At 74.9% G+C, this 21,782-nt stretch carries 25 protein-coding genes; 12 read left to right on the forward strand and 13 right to left on the reverse strand.

Going from position 1 to position 21,782, the window contains the following annotated elements:
• Positions 1 to 154 precede the first annotated feature (154 nt).
• Positions 155 to 1,891: an ABC transporter family substrate-binding protein gene (locus ACI78S_RS19890; protein ID WP_456976550.1), complete on the reverse strand. Its 1,737-nt coding sequence runs from the start codon at positions 1,889 to 1,891 to the stop codon at positions 155 to 157.
• A gap of 366 nt (positions 1,892 to 2,257) precedes the next feature.
• Here ACI78S_RS19890 and ACI78S_RS19895 point away from each other — a divergent pair, with 366 nt between their 5' ends.
• Positions 2,258 to 2,422 carry a CsbD family protein gene (locus tag ACI78S_RS19895; RefSeq protein ID WP_456976552.1) on the forward strand — a complete coding sequence of 55 codons (165 nt, stop codon included), beginning with the start codon at positions 2,258 to 2,260 and terminating at the stop codon, positions 2,420 to 2,422.
• Between the two features lie 70 nt (positions 2,423 to 2,492).
• On the opposite strand, the gene ACI78S_RS19900 is transcribed toward ACI78S_RS19895, so the two are convergent.
• Positions 2,493 to 3,458 carry a hypothetical protein gene (locus ACI78S_RS19900; protein WP_456976554.1) on the reverse strand — a complete coding sequence of 322 codons (966 nt, stop codon included), beginning with the start codon at positions 3,456 to 3,458 and terminating at the stop codon, positions 2,493 to 2,495.
• A 78-nt stretch (positions 3,459 to 3,536) separates the two neighbouring features.
• Positions 3,537 to 4,301, reverse strand: a complete 765-nt coding sequence (locus ACI78S_RS19905) for a (deoxy)nucleoside triphosphate pyrophosphohydrolase (RefSeq protein ID WP_456976556.1) — start codon at positions 4,299 to 4,301, stop codon at positions 3,537 to 3,539.
• Between the two features lie 26 nt (positions 4,302 to 4,327).
• Here ACI78S_RS19905 and ACI78S_RS19910 point away from each other — a divergent pair, with 26 nt between their 5' ends.
• The 6 genes from ACI78S_RS19910 (at position 4,328) to ACI78S_RS19935 (ending at position 8,540) form a co-directional block, all read left to right on the forward strand.
• Positions 4,328 to 4,813 carry an RrF2 family transcriptional regulator gene (locus tag ACI78S_RS19910; RefSeq protein WP_456976558.1) on the forward strand — a complete coding sequence of 162 codons (486 nt, stop codon included), beginning with the start codon at positions 4,328 to 4,330 and terminating at the stop codon, positions 4,811 to 4,813.
• Between the two features lie 35 nt (positions 4,814 to 4,848).
• On the forward strand, positions 4,849 to 5,373 hold the full coding sequence (gene cysC / locus ACI78S_RS19915) for an adenylyl-sulfate kinase (RefSeq protein WP_456976560.1): 525 nt from the start codon (positions 4,849 to 4,851) through the stop codon (positions 5,371 to 5,373).
• A 241-nt stretch (positions 5,374 to 5,614) separates the two neighbouring features.
• Positions 5,615 to 7,288, forward strand: coding sequence for a nitrite/sulfite reductase (locus tag ACI78S_RS19920; RefSeq protein ID WP_456976562.1), 1,674 nt, complete (start codon positions 5,615 to 5,617; stop codon positions 7,286 to 7,288).
• Positions 7,289 to 7,298: 10 nt separating this feature from the next.
• Positions 7,299 to 7,469 carry a hypothetical protein gene (locus ACI78S_RS19925; RefSeq protein WP_456976564.1) on the forward strand — a complete coding sequence of 57 codons (171 nt, stop codon included), beginning with the start codon at positions 7,299 to 7,301 and terminating at the stop codon, positions 7,467 to 7,469.
• Positions 7,466 to 8,176 (forward strand): phosphoadenylyl-sulfate reductase, encoded by a 711-nt coding sequence (locus ACI78S_RS19930; protein ID WP_456976566.1) that lies wholly within the window; start codon positions 7,466 to 7,468, stop codon positions 8,174 to 8,176. The genes ACI78S_RS19925 and ACI78S_RS19930 overlap by 4 nt, the downstream gene beginning before the upstream one ends.
• A gap of 67 nt (positions 8,177 to 8,243) precedes the next feature.
• Positions 8,244 to 8,540 (forward strand): 4a-hydroxytetrahydrobiopterin dehydratase, encoded by a 297-nt coding sequence (locus ACI78S_RS19935; protein WP_456976568.1) that lies wholly within the window; start codon positions 8,244 to 8,246, stop codon positions 8,538 to 8,540.
• On the opposite strand, the gene ACI78S_RS19940 is transcribed toward ACI78S_RS19935, so the two are convergent.
• The 4 genes from ACI78S_RS19940 to ACI78S_RS19955 all read right to left on the reverse strand — a co-directional run bounded on the left by ACI78S_RS19940 (position 8,537) and on the right by ACI78S_RS19955 (position 12,616).
• Complete coding sequence (locus ACI78S_RS19940; RefSeq protein WP_456976570.1) at positions 8,537 to 8,911, reverse strand: VOC family protein; 375 nt, start codon at positions 8,909 to 8,911, stop codon at positions 8,537 to 8,539. The two genes, ACI78S_RS19935 and ACI78S_RS19940, sit on opposite strands and share 4 nt — an antisense overlap.
• A gap of 99 nt (positions 8,912 to 9,010) precedes the next feature.
• Entirely contained in the window at positions 9,011 to 11,251 is a 2,241-nt protein-coding gene (locus ACI78S_RS19945) for a PhoX family protein (protein ID WP_456976572.1), read from the reverse strand.
• Positions 11,252 to 11,333: 82 nt separating this feature from the next.
• Positions 11,334 to 11,762, reverse strand: a complete 429-nt coding sequence (locus tag ACI78S_RS19950; RefSeq protein WP_456976574.1) for a DUF3037 domain-containing protein — start codon at positions 11,760 to 11,762, stop codon at positions 11,334 to 11,336.
• The gene (locus ACI78S_RS19955) at positions 11,759 to 12,616 is read right to left on the reverse strand and encodes a HipA family kinase (protein ID WP_456976576.1); all 858 of its coding nucleotides are present in this window, start codon (positions 12,614 to 12,616) and stop codon (positions 11,759 to 11,761) included. The genes ACI78S_RS19950 and ACI78S_RS19955 overlap by 4 nt, the downstream gene beginning before the upstream one ends.
• Positions 12,617 to 12,652: 36 nt before the next feature.
• Here ACI78S_RS19955 and ACI78S_RS19960 point away from each other — a divergent pair, with 36 nt between their 5' ends.
• Entirely contained in the window at positions 12,653 to 13,198 is a 546-nt protein-coding gene (locus ACI78S_RS19960; protein WP_456976578.1) for a DUF1990 family protein, read from the forward strand.
• On the opposite strand, the gene ACI78S_RS19965 is transcribed toward ACI78S_RS19960, so the two are convergent.
• The 3 genes from ACI78S_RS19965 to ACI78S_RS19975 are packed head-to-tail and all read right to left on the reverse strand — an operon-like array spanning position 13,195 to position 15,692.
• The gene (locus ACI78S_RS19965) at positions 13,195 to 13,923 is read right to left on the reverse strand and encodes an ABC transporter permease (protein ID WP_456976580.1); all 729 of its coding nucleotides are present in this window, start codon (positions 13,921 to 13,923) and stop codon (positions 13,195 to 13,197) included. The two genes, ACI78S_RS19960 and ACI78S_RS19965, sit on opposite strands and share 4 nt — an antisense overlap.
• Positions 13,920 to 14,822: an ATP-binding cassette domain-containing protein gene (locus ACI78S_RS19970; RefSeq protein ID WP_456976582.1), complete on the reverse strand. Its 903-nt coding sequence runs from the start codon at positions 14,820 to 14,822 to the stop codon at positions 13,920 to 13,922. The genes ACI78S_RS19965 and ACI78S_RS19970 overlap by 4 nt, the downstream gene beginning before the upstream one ends.
• A gap of 48 nt (positions 14,823 to 14,870) precedes the next feature.
• Positions 14,871 to 15,692 (reverse strand): formate/nitrite transporter family protein, encoded by an 822-nt coding sequence (locus tag ACI78S_RS19975; RefSeq protein WP_456976584.1) that lies wholly within the window; start codon positions 15,690 to 15,692, stop codon positions 14,871 to 14,873.
• Between the two features lie 243 nt (positions 15,693 to 15,935).
• Between ACI78S_RS19975 and ACI78S_RS19980 the strand changes: the two genes are divergently transcribed.
• From ACI78S_RS19980 to ACI78S_RS19990, 3 genes are read left to right on the forward strand one after another with little or no spacing between them, the layout of a single operon-like run.
• Entirely contained in the window at positions 15,936 to 17,210 is a 1,275-nt protein-coding gene (locus tag ACI78S_RS19980; RefSeq protein WP_456976586.1) for a BtrH N-terminal domain-containing protein, read from the forward strand.
• 10 nt (positions 17,211 to 17,220) lie between these two features.
• Positions 17,221 to 17,919: a monooxygenase gene (locus tag ACI78S_RS19985; protein WP_456976588.1), complete on the forward strand. Its 699-nt coding sequence runs from the start codon at positions 17,221 to 17,223 to the stop codon at positions 17,917 to 17,919.
• On the forward strand, positions 17,916 to 18,341 hold the full coding sequence (locus tag ACI78S_RS19990) for a protein-tyrosine phosphatase family protein (protein WP_456976590.1): 426 nt from the start codon (positions 17,916 to 17,918) through the stop codon (positions 18,339 to 18,341). The genes ACI78S_RS19985 and ACI78S_RS19990 overlap by 4 nt, the downstream gene beginning before the upstream one ends.
• 85 nt (positions 18,342 to 18,426) lie before the next feature.
• Here the strand turns inward: ACI78S_RS19990 and ACI78S_RS19995 are convergent, their stop codons facing one another.
• The 3 genes from ACI78S_RS19995 to ACI78S_RS20005 are packed head-to-tail and all read right to left on the reverse strand — an operon-like array spanning position 18,427 to position 20,924.
• Positions 18,427 to 19,554 carry a serine hydrolase domain-containing protein gene (locus ACI78S_RS19995; RefSeq protein ID WP_456976592.1) on the reverse strand — a complete coding sequence of 376 codons (1,128 nt, stop codon included), beginning with the start codon at positions 19,552 to 19,554 and terminating at the stop codon, positions 18,427 to 18,429.
• A gap of 52 nt (positions 19,555 to 19,606) precedes the next feature.
• On the reverse strand, positions 19,607 to 20,323 hold the full coding sequence (locus tag ACI78S_RS20000; RefSeq protein ID WP_456976594.1) for an FAD-binding oxidoreductase: 717 nt from the start codon (positions 20,321 to 20,323) through the stop codon (positions 19,607 to 19,609).
• Positions 20,316 to 20,924, reverse strand: coding sequence for a sulfite oxidase-like oxidoreductase (locus ACI78S_RS20005; RefSeq protein WP_456976596.1), 609 nt, complete (start codon positions 20,922 to 20,924; stop codon positions 20,316 to 20,318). The genes ACI78S_RS20000 and ACI78S_RS20005 overlap by 8 nt, the downstream gene beginning before the upstream one ends.
• 154 nt (positions 20,925 to 21,078) lie before the next feature.
• On the opposite strand from ACI78S_RS20005, the gene ACI78S_RS20010 reads away from it, so the two are divergent.
• Positions 21,079 to 21,774, forward strand: coding sequence for a succinate dehydrogenase cytochrome b subunit (locus ACI78S_RS20010; RefSeq protein WP_456976703.1), 696 nt, complete (start codon positions 21,079 to 21,081; stop codon positions 21,772 to 21,774).
• Positions 21,775 to 21,782: the final 8 nt, after the last annotated feature.

Genomic DNA, 21,782 nt, shown 5'->3' on the forward strand with positions numbered 1-21,782 from the left:
CATGGTGGGCCAGCAGACCGTCGTCGCCCGGCTGGACTTGGGCAGCGACCGCGACCGCGGATTCGGCTCGCTGACCGCCGCGGCGTCGGTGGGGCAGATGGTCGGGGCGGGCGGGGGGGGGGCGCCGGCCCGCCGCCCCCCCCCCCCCGCCGGATCACTGGACGGACCAGGTCTCCGCGTTCCAGAGCGGACCGGCCTGGCTGGAGTTGTCCTCCACGCCCTCGATGGAGCTCTGCCACGCGATGAAGGTCGGCTTCTGGTACAGCGGGATGGTCGCGACCTCCTCCCACAGCAGGGCGTCGATCTGGTTGCCCAGCTCGGCCTGCGCGTCGGGGTCGGGCTCGGCGACGAACTGCTCGAACAGCGCGTCGATCTCCGGCGTGCCCTGGCGCGAGTAGTTCTGGCCGAGGCCGTTGGCCGGCGACCAGTAGATCGACTGGGTCGAGGACCGCAGCGGCGAGCCGACCCAGGCGAACAGCGCCGCCTGGAAGCCACCGGCCTCGAGCGAGGTCGGCTGCTCGGCACCGGCGAAGATGTCCGGGTTGGCGTTGAAGGTGGCCTCGATGCCCGCCTCGGCCAGCTGCGGGATCATGACCTCGATCGTGGTCTGCCGCAGCGGGTTGTTCGCGGTCGTGTCGATCTGGATGGCCAGCCGCCCGCGCTGCGGGTGGGTGTACACGCCGTCCGGACCCAGGGTGTAGCCCGACTGCTCGAGCAGCGCCTTGGCCTGGTCGACGTTCTGCTCCTTGTACTCCTCGGGAGCGGTGTCCTGGTACTGCGGCTGGTTGTTGAAGTAGATGCGGTTCTGCAGCACCTCGGCGTCGGAGGAGAACTGGCCGACGGTCTGGTCGACGATCTCCTGCCGGTCGAGCGCCATGGCGAACGCCTTGCGGACGTTCGGGTCGGCCAGGTGCGGGTCCTGGGTGTTGAAGTCCAGGTGCTCGAACGACAGACCGAAGGTGATCTCGCTGCCCACGTTCGGCTCGAGGCCCTCGATCTGGTCGACCAGGTCGAGCTGCGGCTGCGGGTAGATCACGCCGAGCTCACCGCTCTGCATGCCCTGGACCGCGGTCGTCGGGTCGTTGCCGATGTTCTGGATGATCAGCTGGTCCAGGTTCGGCGCCTCGCCCCAGTACTCGGGGTTCGGGGTGAGGACGACGATCTGGCCACCGACGTCGATGTTCTCCTGCAGCAGCTGGAACGGACCGCCGGAGATGTCCTCGGGCAGGCCCTCGGCGATCGGCCAGCCGGTGGTGATGGTCTCGCAGAGCGCCGCCGGGTCCGGGTTGTCCATCAGGTGCGCCGGCAGGATCCCGCCGCCGAAGTCGCCGCTGAACAGCGACTGCCAGTCGGCGAAGGGGGTCGCGTAGGTGACGGTGACGGTCTTGCCGTCGTCGGAGCCCTCGACCGAGGCGATGTTCTCGTACCCGGTGGTCGACAGCAGCGACGGGCAGCCGCCGGCCGCGGGGTCGGTGCTCTTGCCCGACCGCCAGGTGAACTCGAAGTCGTCAGCGGAGATCGGCGTCCCGTCGCTCCACACGGCGTCGGGGTTGATCGAGTAGGTGACGACCTGGCTGCCCCCCTCGTCGGAGAGGGTCGGCTCCTCGGTGAGCAGGTCGTCGTTGTAGACGACGCTGAAGTCGGGCTGGATCTCGAAGGCGCCCGGCAGGATGCCCCTCAGGATGTTGGCCGTCGAGGTGGCGTTGCCCGAGGCGATGTTCGGGAACAGGTTCTCGGGGAAGTCCGTGGACTCCCCGTAGACCACGCGACCACCCTGCGCGGCTTCGCCGCCCTCGCCGCCGCCACTGTCACCACCGCCGCAGGCGGTCAGCGCCATCGCGCCGGCCACGCCGGTCGCGACCAGCGCGGCGGAGCGCTTGCTCAACTTCACGTGCGATGCCTCCCTCGTCCCGCGACGCGCGGGGGGAACGGACCCGGTCGCCAGCACCGGCGGCGCAACCGTCCGGCGCTGGATGTTCATTCGGTAGCCACGCAGCGCAGGTGGACGCCTGCGCAGCGCGTCGGGGCGACAGTAGGCACGGCCTCGGAGAGGCGTCCACGACCGACACCGATTTGTGACCTGGGCTCACGATCGTCCCGCGACCGCACAACATACCCAGCGGTAACAGGCGCCCGACGACACCCGTTGCGGTCTCCCGGCCCTCCAGCCGCAGACCTTTCGGTTCCGTTGGGGTGTCGGCGTCGTCACCTGCGGGTATGCGCGCTGCTGTCCCACGGACCAGAGGAGGTCTCCGCGATGAGCGACAAGATGGAGAACAAGGCGCAGGAGCTCGCCGGCCGCGCGAAGTCCGCGGCGGGCGCCGCCACCGACAACCGCGACCTGCAGGCCGAGGGCGAGAAGGACAAGGCCGCGGGCAGCCTCAAGCAGGCGGGCGACAAGGTCAAGGACGCCCTGAAGTGACCCGGTCCGCCTGAGGACCACCGCCGAGCGCCGCTCCGGCCCCCGGGGCGGCGCTCCGGCGTGCCCGCGCTCAGACGAGCGGGTTCTCCGTCGCGAAGACGCCGTCCGGGTTCTCGTGCCCGGGGACCACCCAGGCGTGCAGCATCCACGACCAGTCCCACGGCGACCGGCACACGCCGACGCCGTCCCCGGCGAACAGCGGCCCGTCGGGACCGATGCACACGTCCCGGTGCTGGTGCCACACGTCCTGGTCCCCGGCGAAGCCGGTGGGCGGCTGGTGGACGACGTAGTAGGTCAGGCCCACCAGGACGGCCCCGGGCTGGTCGCCCGCGAACATCAGCATCTCCGGCTCGGCCGGGTCGAAGACCGCGTCGATGCGGTCGTAGCGCATCCAGTGCGAGCCGATGCGCGGGATGTAGTCGTCGGCGAGCGTCCAGCCGTCCGCGCGCGCGTCGGCGAGCGTCGGCCACCGGGTGGCGGCGGCACGGGCGGCAGCGAGCTGCTCCTCGAGGGTCGCCGCCGCGAGCGGTGGCACCGCGGGCCGCGCCGGGCCGGACGGCTCGTGGCCGGCGTGCTCGTGACCGGCCGGTCCCGGCGCGCCCGCGTTCGACGGCGCGCCCCCGAACGGGACGAGCACCGCGACCACCAGGGCGGCGGCCGCGACGGCCCCCGCGCGCAGGGCCAGGGCCCGCCCGCCGTCGCGGCGCCGGCCCAGCCAGAGCAGTCCGGCGACGGCGGCCGCGGCGACCGAGACGCCGGCGAGCGGGTCCCAGGGCCGCGCCGGCCGACCGGGGAGGCCGCCGACGTGCACGAGCAGCACGAGGGCGAGCAGGCCCGTGGCCAGCGCCCCGGCGCGCCCCCAGCTGCGCCGGTCGCCGCGGGCGGCCAGCAACCCCGCGACGACGCCCCCGCCCACCACCAGGGCCCACGCCGCCCACGTGCCGGGGGAGCCCGTGCCGACCGCGGCCGGGAGCAGCGCCGCCTGGACCAGGACGGCGACGAGCAGCGCCAGCGCTGCCACGAGCCTGCGCGCCATGGGCCTCTCCTCGGCGTCCCGCGCACGGGTAGCCGGCACGGTAGGGCATCGGCGGGCCGCCGGGGAGGCGTCGCGGCGTCAGCGCTCCAGCCGGGTCAGCAGCGCACGGACCGCCGGGAGCAGCGGGCGGTCGGCCGGGATCCAGTCGAGGGCGTCCAGCTCCCCGGCGCGCACCCACCGCAGCTCGGCGTGCTCGTGGGCGACCGGCTCGCCGCCGCCGCTCACCCGGGCCCACCACACGCGCAGCGTCGAGGCGCCGGGCTCCCCGCCGGCGACGACGCCGTCGAGCAGCACCTCCCCCACGAACGCCTGGGGGACGACGTCGACGCCGAGCTCCTCGCGGAGCTCCCGCACCAGCGCCGAGAGGTCGGACTCCCCCGGCTCGACCTTGCCGCCGGGGAACTCCCAGCGGCCGGCGTAGGGTCCGCCGGCCCGCTGGGCCACCAGCACCCGGTCGCCGTCGACGACCGCCGCGCCGACCACCTGGACAACCTCGAGCGCCCGGCGCGCGGCCGCGGCGGCGTAGAGGTCGAGGTGGGACTGCATCGCCCGCAGCACGCGCCGGCGCAGCAGCAGCTGGTCGACGAGGCCGCCGAGCACCCCGGGCAGCCCCGTCTCCCAGTCGACCTGCTCGTCGACGAGCGTGCCGGCCCCCGTGGCGGAGAAGCGGCGCGAGTGGGTGATCCAGCCGCGCCCCCGGCGCACGGCGTACACGTCGCGCTCCGGCCGCACCGACACGACCTCCTCCAGCGGGCCGCGCCAGGGGCGGCCGAGCGCCCGCGCGACGTCGAAGGCGACCGTCAGCGGCGCCTCCACCAGAGTGGTGAAACGCAGCTGGTGCACCGCTCGACCTTCCCAGACCCGGCAGGATGGGCACCGTGCGCATCACCGCCCGGGTCGACTACGCCGTCCGCGCCGCCCTCGAGCTGGCCGCGGTGGCGCCGGAGGCCCTGACCTGCGACCGCATCGCGACCTCGCAGGGCATCCCGAGCCGGTTCCTGCAGGCCATCCTCGGCGACCTGCAGCACGCCCGGCTGGTCACCAGCCAGCGCGGCCGCGAGGGCGGGTACCGGCTGGCGCTGCCGCCGTCGGAGATCTCGGTGGCCCGCGTGATGCGCGTGGAGCAGGGGTTCCTCGCCGACGTGCACGGCGAGCGGCCCGAGCTGCTCGAGTACCCGGGGCCGGCCGCGCCCCTGGCCAGCGTCTGGGTCGCCGCGCGGGAGGCCTACCGGCAGGTGCTCGACGACGTCACCCTGGCCGACGTCGTGGCCGGCAAGTTCCCCGGCCACGTCGCGGAGCTCATCGCGCTGGAGAGCGCCTGGCGGTCGTTCGGCGACGACCCGGCCGACCGCTGACGGGGGCCCGCGGCGCGTCGGGGACACTGGGCGGCATGTCGAGCCGCGGCACCACCGTGTTCCTCACCGGCCTGTCCGGGGCCGGCAAGTCGACCATCGCCGACGCGCTCGTCGCCGACCTCGCGCAGGACGGCGTCCCGGTCACGCTGCTGGACGGCGACGTCGTGCGCACCCACCTGTCCAGCGAGCTGACGTTCAGCCGCGAGCACCGCGACCTCAACATCCGCCGCATCGGCTTCGTCGCCGGCGAGGTGGTCAAGCACGGCGGCACGGTCGTCGTCGCCGCCATCGCGCCGTACGAGCAGGCGCGCGAGGAGGCCCGCAAGCTGGTGGAGGAGCACGGCCGCTTCCTGCTCGTGCACGTGTCGACACCGCTGGAGGTGGCCGAGCAGCGGGACGTCAAGGGGCTGTACGCGAAGGCGCGGGCCGGCGAGCTCCCGCACTTCACCGGCGTCAGCGACCCGTACGAGGTCCCCGAGCGCGCGGACGTGACCATCGACACGAGCGTGACGCCGCTGGAGGAGTCCGTGGCCCGCATCCGCCGGGCCATGGCCGGGTGAGCTGAGCCACACGGCCCGGACGGCGGGAGTGTGACACCATGGAGCGCATGACGGACCGTGGCGCCCTCCTCGTCGCGCGTCTGCACATCGACCTGGCGCTGGTGTCCAGCGCCGTGTGTCGCGCCGCGCGCTGACACCGGTCCTCATCCCGCAGCGACGCGGCTGCACCCTCCGGCCACAGCGCCCTCCCCCGCCCGGGCGGCTGCCCCGTGCGCGGACGGGCGCAGAAGGAAGCTCCCACGTGACCACCCCTCCCCGCACCAGCAAGCGGCCCGAGCGCGGCCAGGGCCAGTGGGCGCTCGGCTACCGCGAGCCGCTGAACCCGAACGAGCGGTTCAAGAAGGACTCCGACGGCCTCGACGTCCGTCAGCGCATCCTCGACATCTACGCGCACACCGGGTTCGACGGCATCGACCCGACCGACCTGCGCGGCCGGATGCGGTGGATGGGGCTCTACACCCAGCGCCGTCCCGGCATCCCCGGCGGCAAGACCGCCGTCCTGGAGCCCGAGGAGCTCGAGGACCCGTACTTCATGCTGCGGGTCCGCATCGACGGCGGGCAGCTGACCAGCGAGCAGCTGCGCGTCATCGCCGGGATCAGCACGGAGTTCGGCCGCGACGTCGCCGACGTCACCGACCGGCAGAACGTGCAGCTGCACTGGATCCGCATCGAGGACGTGCCCGAGATCTGGCGGCGGCTCGAGGCCGTCGGGCTGGGCACGACCGAGGCCTGCGGTGACACCCCGCGCGTGATGCTCGGCTGCCCGCTGGCCGGGATCCTCGAGGACGAGGTGCTCGACGCGACCCCGTACCTGGCGGAGACGGTCGACAAGTACGTCGGCAGCCGCGAGTTCTCCAACCTGCCGCGCAAGTGGAAGACGTCGATCTCCGGCTGCGCGGACCACTGCACCGGCCACGAGATCAACGACGTCTCCTTCGTGGGCGTGCGCGACGCCGACGGCCGGGCCGGCTTCGACCTGTGGGTCGGCGGCGGCCTGTCCACCAACCCCATGCTGGCCCAGCGGATCGGCGTCTTCGTCCGGCCCGAGCAGGTCAGCGACGTGTGGGCGGCCTGCACCGCGATCTTCCGCGACTACGGCTACCGCCGGTCGCGCAACCGCGCGCGGATCAAGTTCCTGATGGCCGACTGGGGCCCGGAGAAGTTCCGCCAGGTGCTGCAGGACGAGTACCTGCACCAGGAGCTCCCCGACGGCCCGGCCGCCGCGCCGCCGAAGCACGACGAGCGCGACCACGTCGGCGTGATGAAGCAGAAGGACGGCGCCAACGCGCTCGGCTTCGCGCTGCGCACCGGCCGGATCAGCGGCAGCCTGCTCGCCCGGGTCGCCGAGCTCGCGGACACCTTCGGCCGGGGCCGGATCCGCACGACGGCGCAGCAGAAGCTGGTCGTCCTCGACGTCCCCGACGAGAACGTGGAGCCGCTCGTCGAGGCCCTCGCCGCGCTCGACCTGCAGGTGCGCCCGAGCGCCTTCCGCCGCGGCACCATGGCCTGCACCGGCCTGGAGTTCTGCAAGCTCGCCATCGTCGAGACCAAGCAGCACGCCCAGGACCTCTACGCCGAGCTGGAGAAGCGGCTGCCGGGGTTCGACACCCCGATCTCCATCAACGTCAACGGCTGCCCCAACTCCTGCGCCCGGTTCCAGACGGCCGACATCGGCTTCAAGGGCTCCATGGTCCGCGACGACAACGGCGAGATGGTCGAGGGCTTCCAGGTGCACCTGGGCGGCCACCTCGGCGTCGAGGCCGCGTTCGGCCGCAAGTTCCGCGGGCACAAGGTGACCAAGGCCGAGACGGCGGACTACTGCGAGCGCGTGCTGCGCGGCTTCGAGGAGCGGCGCGAGCCCGGCGAGAGCTTCGCCGCGTACGTCGCGCGCGCCGACGAGGCCTGGCTGCTGTGACGGGCTCGCTGTGACGGAGGAGGCGCCGGGCGGGCGGACCCGCCAGCTCCCGCCGTTCCACTGCCCGTACTGCGGCGACGAGGAGATCTCGCCGTACGGGGACACCTCGGACGGCTGGCGCTGCGCGGCCTGCCTGCGCGCCTTCACGGTTCGACTGATCGCGACGGGAGTGAACGAGTGACGACCGCCGTCCGGCCCAGCCCGGAACTGGCCGCCGAGGCGAACGCCCGCTTCGAGGACATCGCCGACCCCGTGGAGCAGGCCCTCGCCGTGCTCGCCTGGGCCGGTGAGACCTTCGGCGACGACTTCGCGATCACCTCCTCGATGGCCGACGGTCTGCTCGCCCACCTGGCCAGCACCGCGATCCCCGGCGTCCGCGTGGTCTTCCTCGACACCGGCTACCACTTCGCCGAGACCATCGGCACCCGGGACTGGATCGCCAGCGCGCTGCCCATCACCCTGGTCAACGTCACCCCGCCGCAGACCGTCGCGGAGCAGGACGCCGAGCACGGGGCGAAGCTGCACGACCGCGACCCCGACCTGTGCTGCTCGCTGCGCAAGGTGCAGCCGCTGGCCGCCACGCTGGCCGGCTTCGCGGCCTGGGGCTCGGGCATCCGCCGCGACGAGTCCCCCACCCGTGCCGGCACCCGGCTGGTCGACTGGGACGCCAAGCGCGGCATGGTCAAGGTCAACCCGATCGCCGCCTGGACCCAGGACGACGTCGACGCCTACGTCGAGCGCCACCAGGTGCCGGTGAACCCGCTGTTCGAGCTCGGCTACGGCTCGATCGGCTGCGCGCCCTGCACCCGGCCGGTGGCGCCGGGCGAGGACGCCCGCGCCGGGCGCTGGGCCGGCCGGAACAAGGTGGAGTGCGGCCTGCACACCTGACGGAGGAGCTCCCCCCGCGACCGCGGGTCCCTGGAACGAGGCCCGTCCGGCACGGCAGGATCACCGCATGGCCCGTCCTCCGCGCCTCTCCCCCGACGAGCTGTCGGCCGCCCTCGCCGACCTGCCGCTGTGGTCCGGTGACGGCGAGGGGATCCACCGCACCGTGGAGCTGCCGAGCTTCCGGGACGCCGTCGCCGCGATCGGCGCCGTCGCCGACGTCGCCGAGGAGCTCGACCACCACCCCGACGTCGACCTGCGCTGGCGCACGCTGCACCTGCACCTGGTCACCCACTCGGCCGGCGGCGTGACGGCGAACGACCTCGAGCTCGCCCGCCGGATCGACGCCCTGCTGCCCGGCTCCTAGGAGAGCGGGCAGAACAGGTCGACACGGTAGCCGTCGGGGTCGGCCACGGTCGCGTAGCGCTGCCCCCACGGGGCGTCGAACGGCTCCAGGTGGACGGTGTGCCCGGCGTCCCGCACCCGGCCGGCCACCTCGTCGACTTGCGCCGGGGAGTCGCACAGCACCGCGAACGCCGAGGTGTTCCCCGCCCGCGGCTCCTCGCCGAACATGCCCTCGATCAGCGCGGCGCTGTCGATCATCAGCCGGATGCCCGCCTCGGCCTCGAGGTGCTGGGTGTCCGCCTCGACCGGCGGGAACGAGAAGCCGAGGAGCTCGTAGAAGGCGACGGCCCGGGACAGGTCGGTGGCGCACACACCCACGGCGGCGATCTGCATGCCCGGGGTCTACACCCGCCGTCCGACGGCTCCGGCCGGGACGGCGCCGCGCCGGGCCCCGCGGTGCGGGACCCGGCGCGGGCGGTCGGGTGCGGACGGTCAGCTGCCCAGGCGGCCGCCGTCCTGGCGGTAGGCCACCACGACGCTGGGTCGCGGGAACGGCCGCACCGGCAGGCGGTCGGGCCAGACGCTCGACGGGGTGTCCCGGGTCGACCCGGTGGTCTCACCGGGGTGCTGGACCGACACGAACACCGACCGGCCGTCGTCGGTGATCTCCGGTCCGCTGCACTCCGCGCCGACGGGGACGGTCAGGAACGCCTTGAGGTGACCGCGCTCGGGCCCCTCGGTCGGGACGGCGAAGAGCCCGTCGTTGGTGCCGGCGAACGTGCCGGCCTCCTGGTTGCGGGTGGACAGCACGTTGCCGTCGGTGGAGATCCACAGGTTGCCGGCCGGGTCGAACTCCAGGTTGTCCGGGCACGACATGGCGCTGACCTGCGACTTGTCGTAGCCGGCGAAGTAGGTGCCGGGGTCTTCGGGGTCGCCGGCGAGGAGGAAGATCCGCCAGTCGAACTTCTCCCCGGCGACGTTGCCCCGTTCCTCCCACTCGATGACGTGGCCGTTGCGGTTCCCCGCCCGCTGCTCGTAGGTGCCGTCCTCGATGTCGAAGGCGAACGAGCGGGTCAGCGGGTTGGCCTCGTCGGCGCCCGGCCGGCCGTCGGCGCCGGTCCGGTTGGAGTTGTTGGTCAGCGCCGCGTAGACCCGTCCGGTGACCGGGTTGACCTGGATGTCCTCGGGCCGGTCCATCTTGGTCGGCAGCAGGCTCTCGTCCACCACGACCGGGTTGTCCGGGTCGGGGAAGTCGCCGTTCGCGTCGAGCTGCTTGCCGAGCCGGTCGGCGGCCAGCCGGGTGAAGGTGAGCACCCACGCGACGTCCTTGCCCGGGATCATCGACCGCCCGTCCCGGACCAGCGGGATCCAGCGGCCGGTGCCGTCGAACTCGCCGTCCGCGGGGAGCCGGCCGCTGCCGTCGATCCCGGCGGCCGGCGAGTCGCCGGTGAAACGGGCGACGTAGAGGTCGCCCTCCTCGAGCAGGGTCATGTTGTGCTCGCGGGTGCGCCGGTCGTTCCCCTGCGCGTACTTCTTCCTCGAGACGAACTTGTAGATGTAGTCGAACCGCTCGTCGTCGCCGGAGTAGGCGACGACCCGGCCGTCCTGGCTGATCCGGACGTTGGCCGCCTCGTGCTTGAAGCGACCGAGGGCGGTGTGCTTGCGCGGGGTCGAGGTGGGGTCGTAGGGGTCCACCTCGACGATCCAGCCGAACCGGTTGATCTCGTTCGGCTCCTGCGACACGTCGAAGCGGCGGTCGACCTCCTCCCAGCCCCGCGTGGCGGCGTCCTCCGCGCTGACGCCGTACCGGCTGAGGCGCGGCTCGCGCGGGTCCTCCTCGAGCGGCACCGTGGTGCCGAAGTACTGGTTGAAGTTCTCCTCGCCGTGCAGGGTCGTCCCCCACGGGGTGAGGCCACCGGCGCAGTTGTTCAGCGTGCCCCGCACGGTCCGGCCCTCGGGGTCCTCGCTGGTGATCAGGTACTCCGAGCCGGCGGCGGGGCCGGTGAGCCGGAAGGGCGTCTCACCGGTGATCCGCCGGTTGCGGTCGCGCTGGCCGCTGGGCCGCCACAGCGCCGACCGGCCGTCCCGCTCGATCTGAACCACCGAGATGCCGTGGGCCATGATCGCGATGCGCTTCTGCTCAGGGGTGGTCGGCGCGCCCTCCTCCGCCACCCCCGAGAACATGAGCTGCTCGTCGGTGTACTCGTGGTTGACGACGAGCAGCGCCTTCCCCCCGTCCAGGGGCAGGAAGCCGATGAAGTCGCAGTTGTAGCCGAACTGCTTGGCCTGGGCCTCGGGGGTCTGGGCGTCGATGTCGAACTCCGGTGCGTCCCGCTCGACCGGGTCACCCCAGCGCAGGACGACCGAGTACGTGTAGCCCGCCGGGACGACGACGTCGTCGAGCAGGTCCTGCTCCACCGGCTGGAACGTCAGCGCCCCGTCGGGCCGCCCACCGCCTCGGCCGCGCCCGCCCCGGCGGTCGTCGGCGGCCGCGACGCCGACCGGGCCGGCCGCCACGACCAGCGCGCTCGCGCCGGCGGCCTTCAGCAGGTTGCGCCGGCTGAAGGCGGTCTCGACGACGGCGGCGAAGGTGGGGTTGTCGGTCCGGTTCGGCACGGGCGCGTCGCAGGCGTTCCCGCACTTGTAGAAGCAGGTGGTGTGGCTGCGGCTGCCGTGGCGCAGCGAGTTCAGCACGGGGAGGAGGCGACGCCGGGGCTCGCGGATGTCCGTCATCAGGGTCCTTCGGACAGGTGACACAGGGCCTTCGGACCCTAGGCAGACGGCCGCCGGGGGCAGGTGGCCGCGAGGTGAAGCCCTAGTGACCTGTGCGGCGGGTGTGCGCTGCCTGGGCGGACGGGGCGTCCACAGGCAGCACCAGCAGCCGCAGCAACCGGTCGGCCTCGGCGTCCGGGTCCTCGGTCAGCCCGGTGTGCACCGGGCCGGGCTGGACGACGGTGCTGCGCGGGGCGGTGAGCCAGCGGAACCGCGAGCCGAGGGCCTCGCGGCCGGCCGCGCCGGCGACCGGGTCGGCCGCGCAGACGTCGGCTGCGGCCTGCAGCGCCCGGCCGATCGCCTCGGCGTCGGCCGTCGGGTCGAGCGCGCGCAGCCGGTCGAGGTCGAGGTGCACCCGCGAGCCGAGGTAGTCCCGCTGCCGGCAGTAGACCAGGACGCCGGCGTTGAGCGCCTCGCCCCGCTCGACGCGCGGCACCACCCGCAGGACGGCGTACTCGAACGTGTCCCTCACCGCTGCGTCACCCCCTCGGGCGGCGGCGGGCCCAGCCAACCCGGCCGGTTCTCCCCGCGCGGTGCCCGGCGCCGCCCGGCGCCCCCGGCGGCGGCCGCGGCCACCAGCCCCGGCAGCCAGTCGTCGCGGGCGGCCAGCCGGTCCAGCAGCTGCACCGCGTACCGCTCCCGGACGGCGGACGGCGGCTCGTCCGGCGAGGGACCCTCCAGCCACTCGTCGGGCACCTGCGCCAGCACCTCGTCGAGCAGGGGGCGGGTCACCCGCGGCGCCAGCGCGGCGTCGGCCGCGACGACGTCCGGCGCGCACTCGACGAGCGCGTGCTGGCCCGCGTCGTACGGGCGGGCGACGGCGGCACCGGCGCCGGGCCAGTGGTGGTGGAAGGTGAGCGCGGCGCCGTGGTCGATCAGGTACAGCCCGCCGTGCCAGAACAGCATGTTGGGGTTGCGCCACGAGCGGTCGACGTTTCCGACGAGCGCGTCGAACCACAGCACCCGCCCGGCCAGCCCGGGCTCGACCGAGGCGACGCCGGCCTCGAAGTCCAGCGCCCCGGGCAGGTAGTCCAGGCCGAGGTTGCGCCCCGCGGAGCGCTGCATGAGCTCCTGCACCTCGAAGTCGGGCTCGCCCACCGCCAGCTCGGCGGCGACGTCGACCGTCACCAGCGCGGGCACCGGCAGGCCGAGGGCGCGGGCGAGCTCGCCGCAGACCACCTCGGCGACGAGGACCTTCACCCCCTGGCCGGCCGCCCGCCACTTGACCACGTAGGTGCCCAGGTCGTCGGCCTCCATGAGCCCCGGCAGCGAGCCACCCTCGCGCAGCGGGGTGACGTAGCGGGTGGCGGTGACGGCGGGCAGCACAGTGCGCAGGACGTTACCGGCAGGGAGGCTGACCCCGTGGGCCTGTTCCGCGCCGCCGACCTCCACCGGCTCGCCGCCGCGCCGCTGACCTACGCCGAGGTGGGTGCGACGCGGGACGGCGTGCTGCCCGCCGGCTACGCGCACGGCGTCCGCGAGGCGGTCGTGGGGCACGGGCCCGTCGCCTTCGAGCGGGCCGTCGCCGCCGTCTTCGACTGGCGCATGCAGAAGGGGCTCGGGCTGCGCGTCCGGGCGAGCGGGTCCCCGCGGGAGGTCGGCACCGTCGTCGTCCTCACCGCCGGGCCGCCCCGCCTCGGCTACGACATCCCGTGCCGCGTCGTCTGGGCGCGCACCGACGGCGACGAGCAGGGCTTCGGCTACGGCACCCTGCCCGGGCACCCCGAGAGCGGCGAGGAGGCCTTCGTGGTCACCCGCCGCCCCCGGGGCGAGGTCGTCTTCACCACCCGGGTGTTCTCCCGGCTGGCGAGCCCGCTGGCCCGGCTCGGCGGACCGGTCAGCCGGGCGGTGCAGTCCGCCGCGCTGGACCGCTACGTCGCGGCGGTCCGGCGGGCCGCCCGGGGCTAGACGTCGCGCCGCTCCAGCAGGACGGCGGCGAGCGCCCAGGCACCGACCCCCCACACCGCGAGGACGGCGACGCCGAGCGGCCACGCCGCCGCCCCGGCCAGGAACGCGTCCTCGCCCACCCGCAGCGCGGGCAGCGCCTGGCTGAGCCACGCGGTCACCCGGCCGCCCTCGGCGGCCAGGATCGGCGGGAGCAGGAACACCAGGGCGGTGCCCAGCCCGATCCCGCCGGCGCTGGACCGCAGCGCCGTCCCGAGGGCGACGGAGAGGACGACGACCAGCGCCGCGCAGGCCACCTGCAGCCCCAGCGCGCGCAGGACGCCGGGGTCGAGCAGCGGGACGCCGCCGGGCACCGTCGTGAGCGTCCGCGCCGCGAACACGCAGCCGACCTCGAGCAGCACCGTCAGCGCCGCCGCGAACAGCGCCACGACGGCCGTCTTCGCCAGGAGCAGCCGCGTCCGGCGCGGGACGGCGGTGAACGACGACACCGCCGACCCCGAGGTGAACTCTCCCGCCCCGGTCAGCACGCCGAGGACGACGAGCACGAGCTGGCCGAAGCCGAAGCCGGTGAGCGCGACGGCCACCGCGAAGTCGGCGCGGGGGGCGTCGTCGGTGATCGCCGCACCGAGCAGGCCCAGCGGGAGGACGACGACGGCGTACACCCCGGCGCACCACCAGGTGGAGGCCAGCGACCGCAGCTTGGTCCACTCGGACGCGAGCAGGCTCACCGGGCGGCCGCCCGGTACTCGACGTCGTCGCCGGTCAGCGCCAGGTACGCGGCCTCCAGCGACGCGGTGACGCGGGTGAGCTCGTGCACCGGCACGCCGGCGGCGAAGGCGACGTCGCCCACCGCGGCCGGCGCCAGCCCGGTCACCAGGAGCGCGCCGTCGTCCCCGGGCTCGACCCGCGCGCCGGCGCGTTCGAGCGCCGCTGCCAGCAGCCGGGCGGCGGGGGTGCGGACCCGCACGGCCGCGCGGGCGCCGAGCAGCTCGTCGATCGGCACGTCGGCGAGCAGCCGACCGCGTCCGACGACGACGAGGTGGTCGGCGGTGTCCTCCATCTCGCTCATCAGGTGGCTGGAGACCAGCACCGTGCGCCCCTCGGCGGCGAGGTCGCGCAGCAGCTCGCGCACCCAGCGGATGCCCTCCGGGTCCAGGCCGTTGACCGGCTCGTCGAGCAGCAGGACGTCGGGGTCGCCGAGCAGCGCCGCGCCGATGCCCAGCCGCTGGCCCATGCCGAGGGAGAAGCCGCCGACCTTCTCGTCGGCGACGTCGGCCAGGCCGACCAGCTCGAGCACCTCGTCGGCGCGGGACCGCGGCAGCCGGTTGCTCTGCGCCAGCGCCCGCAGGTGCGCCGACGCCGTCCGCCGCGGGTGCCGGGCGCGCGGGTCGACCAGCGCCCCGACCCGCCGCATCGGCGCGTCGAGCTCGCGGTAGGGCACGCCGAGGACCGTCGCCGTCCCCGCGGTGGGCCGGGTCAGGCCGACGACGCAGCGCATCGTCGTCGTCTTGCCCGAGCCGTTGGGGCCCAGGAAGCCGGTGACGCGGCCGGGCTCGATGCGCACCGTGAGGTCGTCGACGGCCACCCGCGCGCGGAAGCGCTTGGTCAGCCCGTCGAGCTCGATCACCCGACCAGCATCGCCAGCCGGGGCCGCGCGACCGCGGAGGCGCGGCCGTCAGCCGCCGTTCGTCACGGCCGCCCGCTCGCGCTGGATGAGCTCCTTGCTGCGCAGCAGCCGCAGGAAGGTCACCACCAGCAGCCCGCCGGCCATGTTCAGCAGCGCGGTGTACCAGAACCAGCCCAGCCAGTCGGCGTAGCCGAACGGGGCGCCGGTGTGCAGCGCGCCGAAGATGATCAGCGAGTCGAGGATGGAGTGGAACAGCGACAACCCGGCGAGCACGAAGGCGCCGGCGACCGCGGCCACGATCTTCGCCGGGTCGGACGTCGTCCCGTGCTGCATGCGGGTCATCAGGGTCAGCGTGCTGCCGGCGAGCAGGGCCAGGCAGACCGCGCGCGGGTCCAGCGGGGCGTCGACGAACGTGACCGCCGACTCGACCGCCGTCGGCGCCAGCTGCGGGAACGCGGTCATGATCAGCCACATCACCACCCAGCCACCGGCCAGGTTGGCGACGAGCGTGCCGCCCCAGAGCTTGCCGAGCTGGGCCCAGGAGGCCCGCTTGGCCACCACCGCCGTCACCGGCACGAGGAAGCCCTCCGTGAACAGCTCGCTGCGGGCCAGCAGCAGCGCCACGAAGCCGATGCTGAAGGCCAGCCCGGCGAGCAGGTGGCTGCCGGTCTCGGCGAGCACCGCCAGCAGGGCGAGCACGCCGGTGGCCACCTCGAGGCCGCCGGCGAGGCCGGTGGCCAGCACCTCGCGCCAGGTGCGGTGCAGCCGCTGGGCGCCCTCGCTGACGATGGTCTCGAAGGCCTGCGACACCTCGTCCTCGGCCGGTGCGTCCGAAGCGCCGAGCTCCGCCCGGGTGTCGTACGTCGTCACGGCGCTGCGGTACCCGGGTGGCGCACGGGCACGCCTCCCCGCGCGGCCCGCGTGCGGTACGGTCCACCGCGGCGGGCCCCCCGCCGCACCCTCTGACCGGTCGCCCACGCCGCCGGCACTCGCGAGGGCAAAGGGGATCGATGTCCTCGGGGCGACCTGGAACCGGCGGTGCCCACTTCTTCGCCGCGGCCGGGTCCGCTCGACGCGTGGGGTCGACGGACCCCTGCCGCCGAGGGAGCAGCGATGACCCGCCAGAAGCACCTCAAGGACCTCGTGCGCGCGCGCATGGAGCGCACCGGCGAGCGGTACAGCGCCGCCCGCCGTCACGTGGCCGGGGCGGCCGAGCCCGGCCCCGGCTCCGCGCACGACCCCGGCTCCGAGCACGACGCGCTGCTGCTGACGCGCGTGCTGGCGGCGGCCGGCGTGGCCGACCGGGACGGCCGGCCGCTGACCGAGCCGGTGGTGGCCGGCCTCGCCGGCGGCATCGGGTTCATGTACTTCTCGTTCAGCTACGCCGGGCAGCTGCCGACGATGACGATCGTGCCGCGGGTCCACCCGCGGCCGTTCGTCGCCGGGGCGCTGGAGCGGGCCGGGATCGCGCACCGCGTGGTGGAGACGACGAGCCCGGCCAAGGCGGGGCGGGAGCTCGACGCCGCCCTCGCCGCCGGGCGCACACCGATCTGCACCGTCGACCTGGCCGCGCTGGCGCACCGCCGGTGGGTGGTCGACCTGCCGGGCGCCTCGCCGCACGACGTCGTCGTCCTCGGCCGCCGGGACGGCGACGTGCTGCTCGACGACGCCCTGGGGGTGCCGGTCGAGATGGCGGCCGACGCGTTCGCCGGGGCGCGGGCCGGGCACCGGCAGAGCAGGCACCGGATGGTCGTCGTCGAGCCGTCGGACCCGGTGGACCTCGCCCCGGCGGTCCGGGCGGCGCTCGCCGTGACCGTGCACGACCTGACCGAGGACGTGGTGCCCGGCAACTTCGCGGGCAACTTCGGCCTGCGCGGGCTGGCCAAGTGGGCCGACGCCGTCGCCGACCACCGCCGGCGGACCGGCTGGGCCCGGCTGTTCGACAGCCGGCCCGCGTTCCACTCGGCGATGCACCGGCTGCACGACTGCCTCACCGCCGAGTACTCCTCCCCGGGCGCCACCCGGCCCCTCTACGCCGCGTTCCTCGCGACGGCGGCCGACCTGCTCGACGAGCCGGCCCTGCGGGAGGCGGCGGCGCGGTACGCCGACGCCGGCCGGCTGTGGCGCCGGATCGCCGAGGAGGCGGTCGCGGGGCCGCTGGCCCCCTACCGCGACCTGTGGGCCCGGCGGACGGCGCTGCTGGGGACGCCCGACCGGGTCGAGGAGATCCGCGCGCTGGCGCAGGAGGCGGCCGACCTGATCGCCGACGGGTACTCCGGCGAGGCCGACCGGGCGGCCCGGCTGGACGCGATCGCCGAGCTCGCCACGGCCGTCGTCCCCGTGGAGCGGGAGGCCTGCGCGGCGCTGCAGCAGGTGGTCGGCGCATAACCTCGGCCGGGTGAGCGGCGAGCCGGTGGTGACCCTGCACGTGTGGGGTGTGCCGGGGCGTGCGGTCCCCGCAGCGGTCGCGCGCATGGCGACCGACCGCCGGCCGCTGCGCCGCTCCCCCGGCCTGCGCTTCGCCAAGCTGCTCGGCACCGGCAGCGGGCGCACCTTCACGGTGCGCGACTCCGACCCGCGCCGGTGGGCGGCGCTGGCGGTCTGGGACGACGACGCCGCGGCCGACGCCTTCGACCGCGGCGCCGTCGTGACCGGCTGGCGGCGGCTGGCCGAGGAGGAGTGGCGGGCCCGCCTGCGGCCGCTGGCCGCCCGCGGCCGGTGGTCGGGGCGCGAGCCGTTCGGCGCGCCGTCGCCCCGGCGGTGGGACGGCCCGGTCGCCGCCGTCACCCGCGCCCGGCTGGTACCGCGCAAGGCGGTGACGTTCTGGCGCGCCGTGCCGCCGGTGTCGGCCGACCTGCACGCCGGCCCCGGGCTGCGCCTCGCCCTGGGCATCGGGGAGGCGCCGCTCGGGCTGCAGGGGACCTTCAGCGTGTGGGAGTCGGCCGCCGCGCTGAACTCCTTCGCCTACGACCGGCCGGCGCACGCGGCCGCGATCACCCGGACCGCGCGGGAGCGCTGGTACGCCGAGGAGCTGTTCGCCCGCTTCGCGCTGCTGGACGCCGCCGGCACGGTCGGCGGGCGGGACCCGCTGGCGTGAGCGGCTGGGACCCGGCGGCGCCCGGCGTGGTGCGGCTGCCCTCCGGCCGCCTGGTGCGCGGGCGCGGCGTGCGCCGGCCGGCGCCGGACGGGCCGCTCCCGGAGTTCGGCGTGTACCTGCTCGGCCGGGCGCCGGAGCCGCCGGCCTGGGACTCGGTGTGGGTGCGCTGGCCCGACTTCCGGCTGCCGCGCGACCCGGACGCGCTGCGCGCGGCCCTCGAGGAGGCGCTGGGCCGCGCCGCCGGTCAGCGCGTCGAGCTGGCCTGCGGCGGCGGGCGGGGCCGCACCGGCACCGCGCTGGCCTGCCTCGCCGTGCTCGACGGCGTCCCCGCCGCCGACGCCGTGGCCTGGGTGCGGGCCCGCTACGACCGGCGGGCGGTGGAGACGCCGGGGCAGGCCCGCTTCGTGCGCGGGTTCTCCTGAGGAGGTCCGCGCCCGGAGGCGCGCGGGAGCGGTGTCCCCTCAGCCGGACACCGCTCGCGTGCGCACGCCGGCGGCCGGCGGGCAGCTAGAGGCAGTCGTGCACGGCCGCCCAGAACGCGGTCGGCTCGTCCTCCTCGCCGAGCCACATCCGCTGGGTGAGCAGCACCGCGGCCAGGTCGCGCGCCGGGTCCACCCAGGCCGAGGTGCCGGTGCCGCCGTCCCAGCCCCACCGGCCGGGGGTGCGCCACGGCTGCACGGCCTCGACGTCGACGCTCACGTGCAGCCCCCACGAGCGGCCGGCGCCGAGGAAGTCCTGCACCGGCGCCCGCTGCTGCGGGGTGAGCGCGTCGCGGGTCATCGCGGCCGCGGACGCCGCGCTCAGCACCGGCCCGCCGCCGTCGGCCACCGCGCAGAGGAACGCGAGCACGTCGGGCGCGGTGCTCACCAGGCCGGCGGCCAGGCTCTCGAACCGCGGCTCCCGGGAGAAGACGCCGTCCCGGCCGTCGATCTCCTCGAGCCCGCCCTCCTGCGGCCAGTACTGGACCGCGAGCCGCGCGGGGTCCACCGCCCGGAAGGCGGTGCCGGCCAGCCCCAGGGGTCCGGTGACCCGCTCGGCGAGCAGCTCGCCCACCGACCGGCCGGTCGCGCGGGCCAGCAGGACGGACAGCACGTCGCTGCAGGTGTGGTAGTTCCAGACCTCCCCCGGCTGCCCGGACAGCGGCAGCTCAGCGAGCCGCCCGAGGTACTCGTCCGGCGCCAGCTCGGGCGGGAAGCCGCTCGGCCCCACGCCGCGCTCGTCCATCGCGTCGGCCAGCGGCCCGATGTCGGGCGCCCAGCCCAGGCCGGCGGTGTTGGTGAGCAGGTGCCGGACGGTGATCGGCCGCTCGGCCGGGACGGTGTCGTCCAGCGGTCCCCCCCGGCGCGCGGTCACCCGCGGCTCCGCCAGCTCGGGCAGCCACCGGGCGACCGCGTCGTCGAGGCCCAGGACCCCGTGCTCGGCCAGCGCGAGCGTCAGCGCGCCGGCGAAGGGCTTGGTCACCGAGGCCAGCCGGAACAGCGTGCCCGGCGCCATGGGGCTGCCGCCGTCGACCGCCGTGCGCCCCACCGCGATCACCTCGGTCGCCCCGCGGTGCCGGATCGCGGCGACGCAGCCGGGGAACCGGCCGGCGTCCACCTGCGCCTGCAGCAGCCGTGCCACGTCCTCGAAGGGCATGTCCTCGAAGGGCATACGGCTTCCGACCGGGCCGGCGCCCGGGACTCATCGGTCAGCCGCTGGGTCCGAAGCGCTCCACCCGGATGTCGTGGTCGGGCACGCCGACGTCGAGCAGCAGCTGGCTGGCCGCCTCGGCGAAGCGGGCCGAGCCGCAGACGTACGCCGTCCGGCCGGGCTCCCACAGCGCCCGCAGCTCGTCGGCCATCAGCCGGGCGGCGGCCCGGTCGCCGTAGGGCTCCCGGGTCAGCACGATGAGCGCCCCGGCGTCCATGAGCTCCATGGCGTAGGGCAGCTCGACCAGCGTCCGGCTGGACACGGCGATGCGCAGCAGGTCGGTGCGCCCCAGCCGGACGGCGTGGCGCAGCATCGCGAGGAACGGGACGACGCCGGTGCCGCCGCCGACCAGCAGCGCCGGTGACTCGCCGTCCCAGACGAACCAGCCGCCGATGGGCCCGCGCACCTCCAGCCGGTCGCCGGGCTCGACGACGTCGGCCAGGTAGGTGGACACCTCGCCGTCGTCGAGCCGCTCCACGAACAGCTCCACCAGCGCGTCCCCGGGCGCCGACGCCACCGAGTAGGAGCGCTGGGCCCGGTAGCCGTCGGGCGCGGTGAGCCGGACCACGTAGTGCTGGCCGGCCAGGTGCTCCACCCGGTCGGGGACGTCGAGGCGCAGCTCCACCGTGCGCGGGATCGGGTGGCGCACCGTGGCGACGGTGGCCGTCCGCCAGCCCCCCGCGGGGGCCGACGGGCGGGTCGCGAGCTCAGTCACCCTGGTAGCGCTGCTCGCGCCATGGGTCGCCGCGGTCGTGGTAGCCGTTCTGCTCCCAGAAGCCCGGCTGGTCGCGGGTCAGCAGCGTCAGCTTGGAGATCCACTTGGCGCTCTTCCAGAAGTACAGGTGCGGCACGAGCAGCCGCACCGGGCCGCCGTGCTCCACCGGCAGCGGCCCGCCGTCGTACTCCCACACCACCCACGCCTTGCCGCCGGTGACGTCCTCCAGCGGCAGGTTGGTGGTGTAGCCGGTCTTGGACGTCGCCATGACGAAGTGCGCGTCCTCGGTGGGCTGCGCGGCCTCGAGCAGGGTGTCGACGCTGACCCCGGCGAACCAGGTGTCGAACTTCGACCAGGTGGTGACGCAGTGGATGTCGCCGCGGTACTCCGAGCGCGGCAGGGCGTGCGCCTCGTCCCAGGTCCAGGTCGTCGGGGTGGCGACCCGGCCGTCGACGGTGATGGTCCACGTCTCCGGGGCGATGCGCGGGGTCGGCTCGGCGGTGAGCACCGGCCAGTCGCGGCCGACGTCGTACTGACCGGGAGGCAGCCGCGGATCGCGCTCGCGGCGGCGGCCGAAGAAGCCGCGGGTCGGTGTGGTCATGACCGGTGTCCTCCCCACGGCCCCCGGGACGGCAGGGGCCGGTCGAACCCTAACGGCCGGACCCGGGTAAGGGTGCCCTTACGAGAGCGTGATCACCTCGTGTTGACATGGCCGCAACCTTCGGTGCGGCTTAGCGTGGTGGCTTGTGGTGACGGTGACTTCCGCGGGCCAACGACGGACCCCGAAGGCGGCCAAGACGAACTCGGTCGCGAAAAAGATCATCATGGCCGTCAGCGGCATCGTCATGGTGCTGTTCCTGATCGCGCACATGATCGGCAACCTGCACGCGTTCCAGGGGGCCGAGTCCTTCAACCACTACTCGCACTGGCTGCGGACCTTCGGTGAACCGGCCCTGCCGCCGCGGACCGTCCTCACGCTGATCGAGGTCGGCCTGGTGCTGGCGGTGGTCGCGCACATGTGGGCGGCGATCTCGCTGTGGAAGCAGGCGCGCCTGGCGCGGCCCGAGCGGTACGCGGTCAAGAAGGCGGCCGCCCAGAGCTACGCGTCGCGCACGATGCGCTGGGGCGGCGTGATCATCGCGCTGTTCATCGTCTACCACATCCTCGACCTCACGGTCGGGGTGGCGAACCCCGCCGGGCGCGACTCCACGCCCTACGAGCGGCTCGTGGAGGGCTTCCAGAACCCGATCGTCACCGCCGTCTACACGATCACGCTGATCCTGGTCGGGATGCACCTGCGGCACGGGATCTGGAGCGCCACGCAGACCCTGGGGCAGAGCAACAAGCGCCGCGAGAAGACCGTCAACCTCTTCGCGCTCGGCTTCTCGGTGCTGCTCATCGGCGGGTACCTGCTCGTCCCCTTCGCCATCCTCTTCGGGATCGTCGACTAAGGAACTCC

This window comes from Geodermatophilus sp. SYSU D00815 (genome assembly GCF_054050035.1).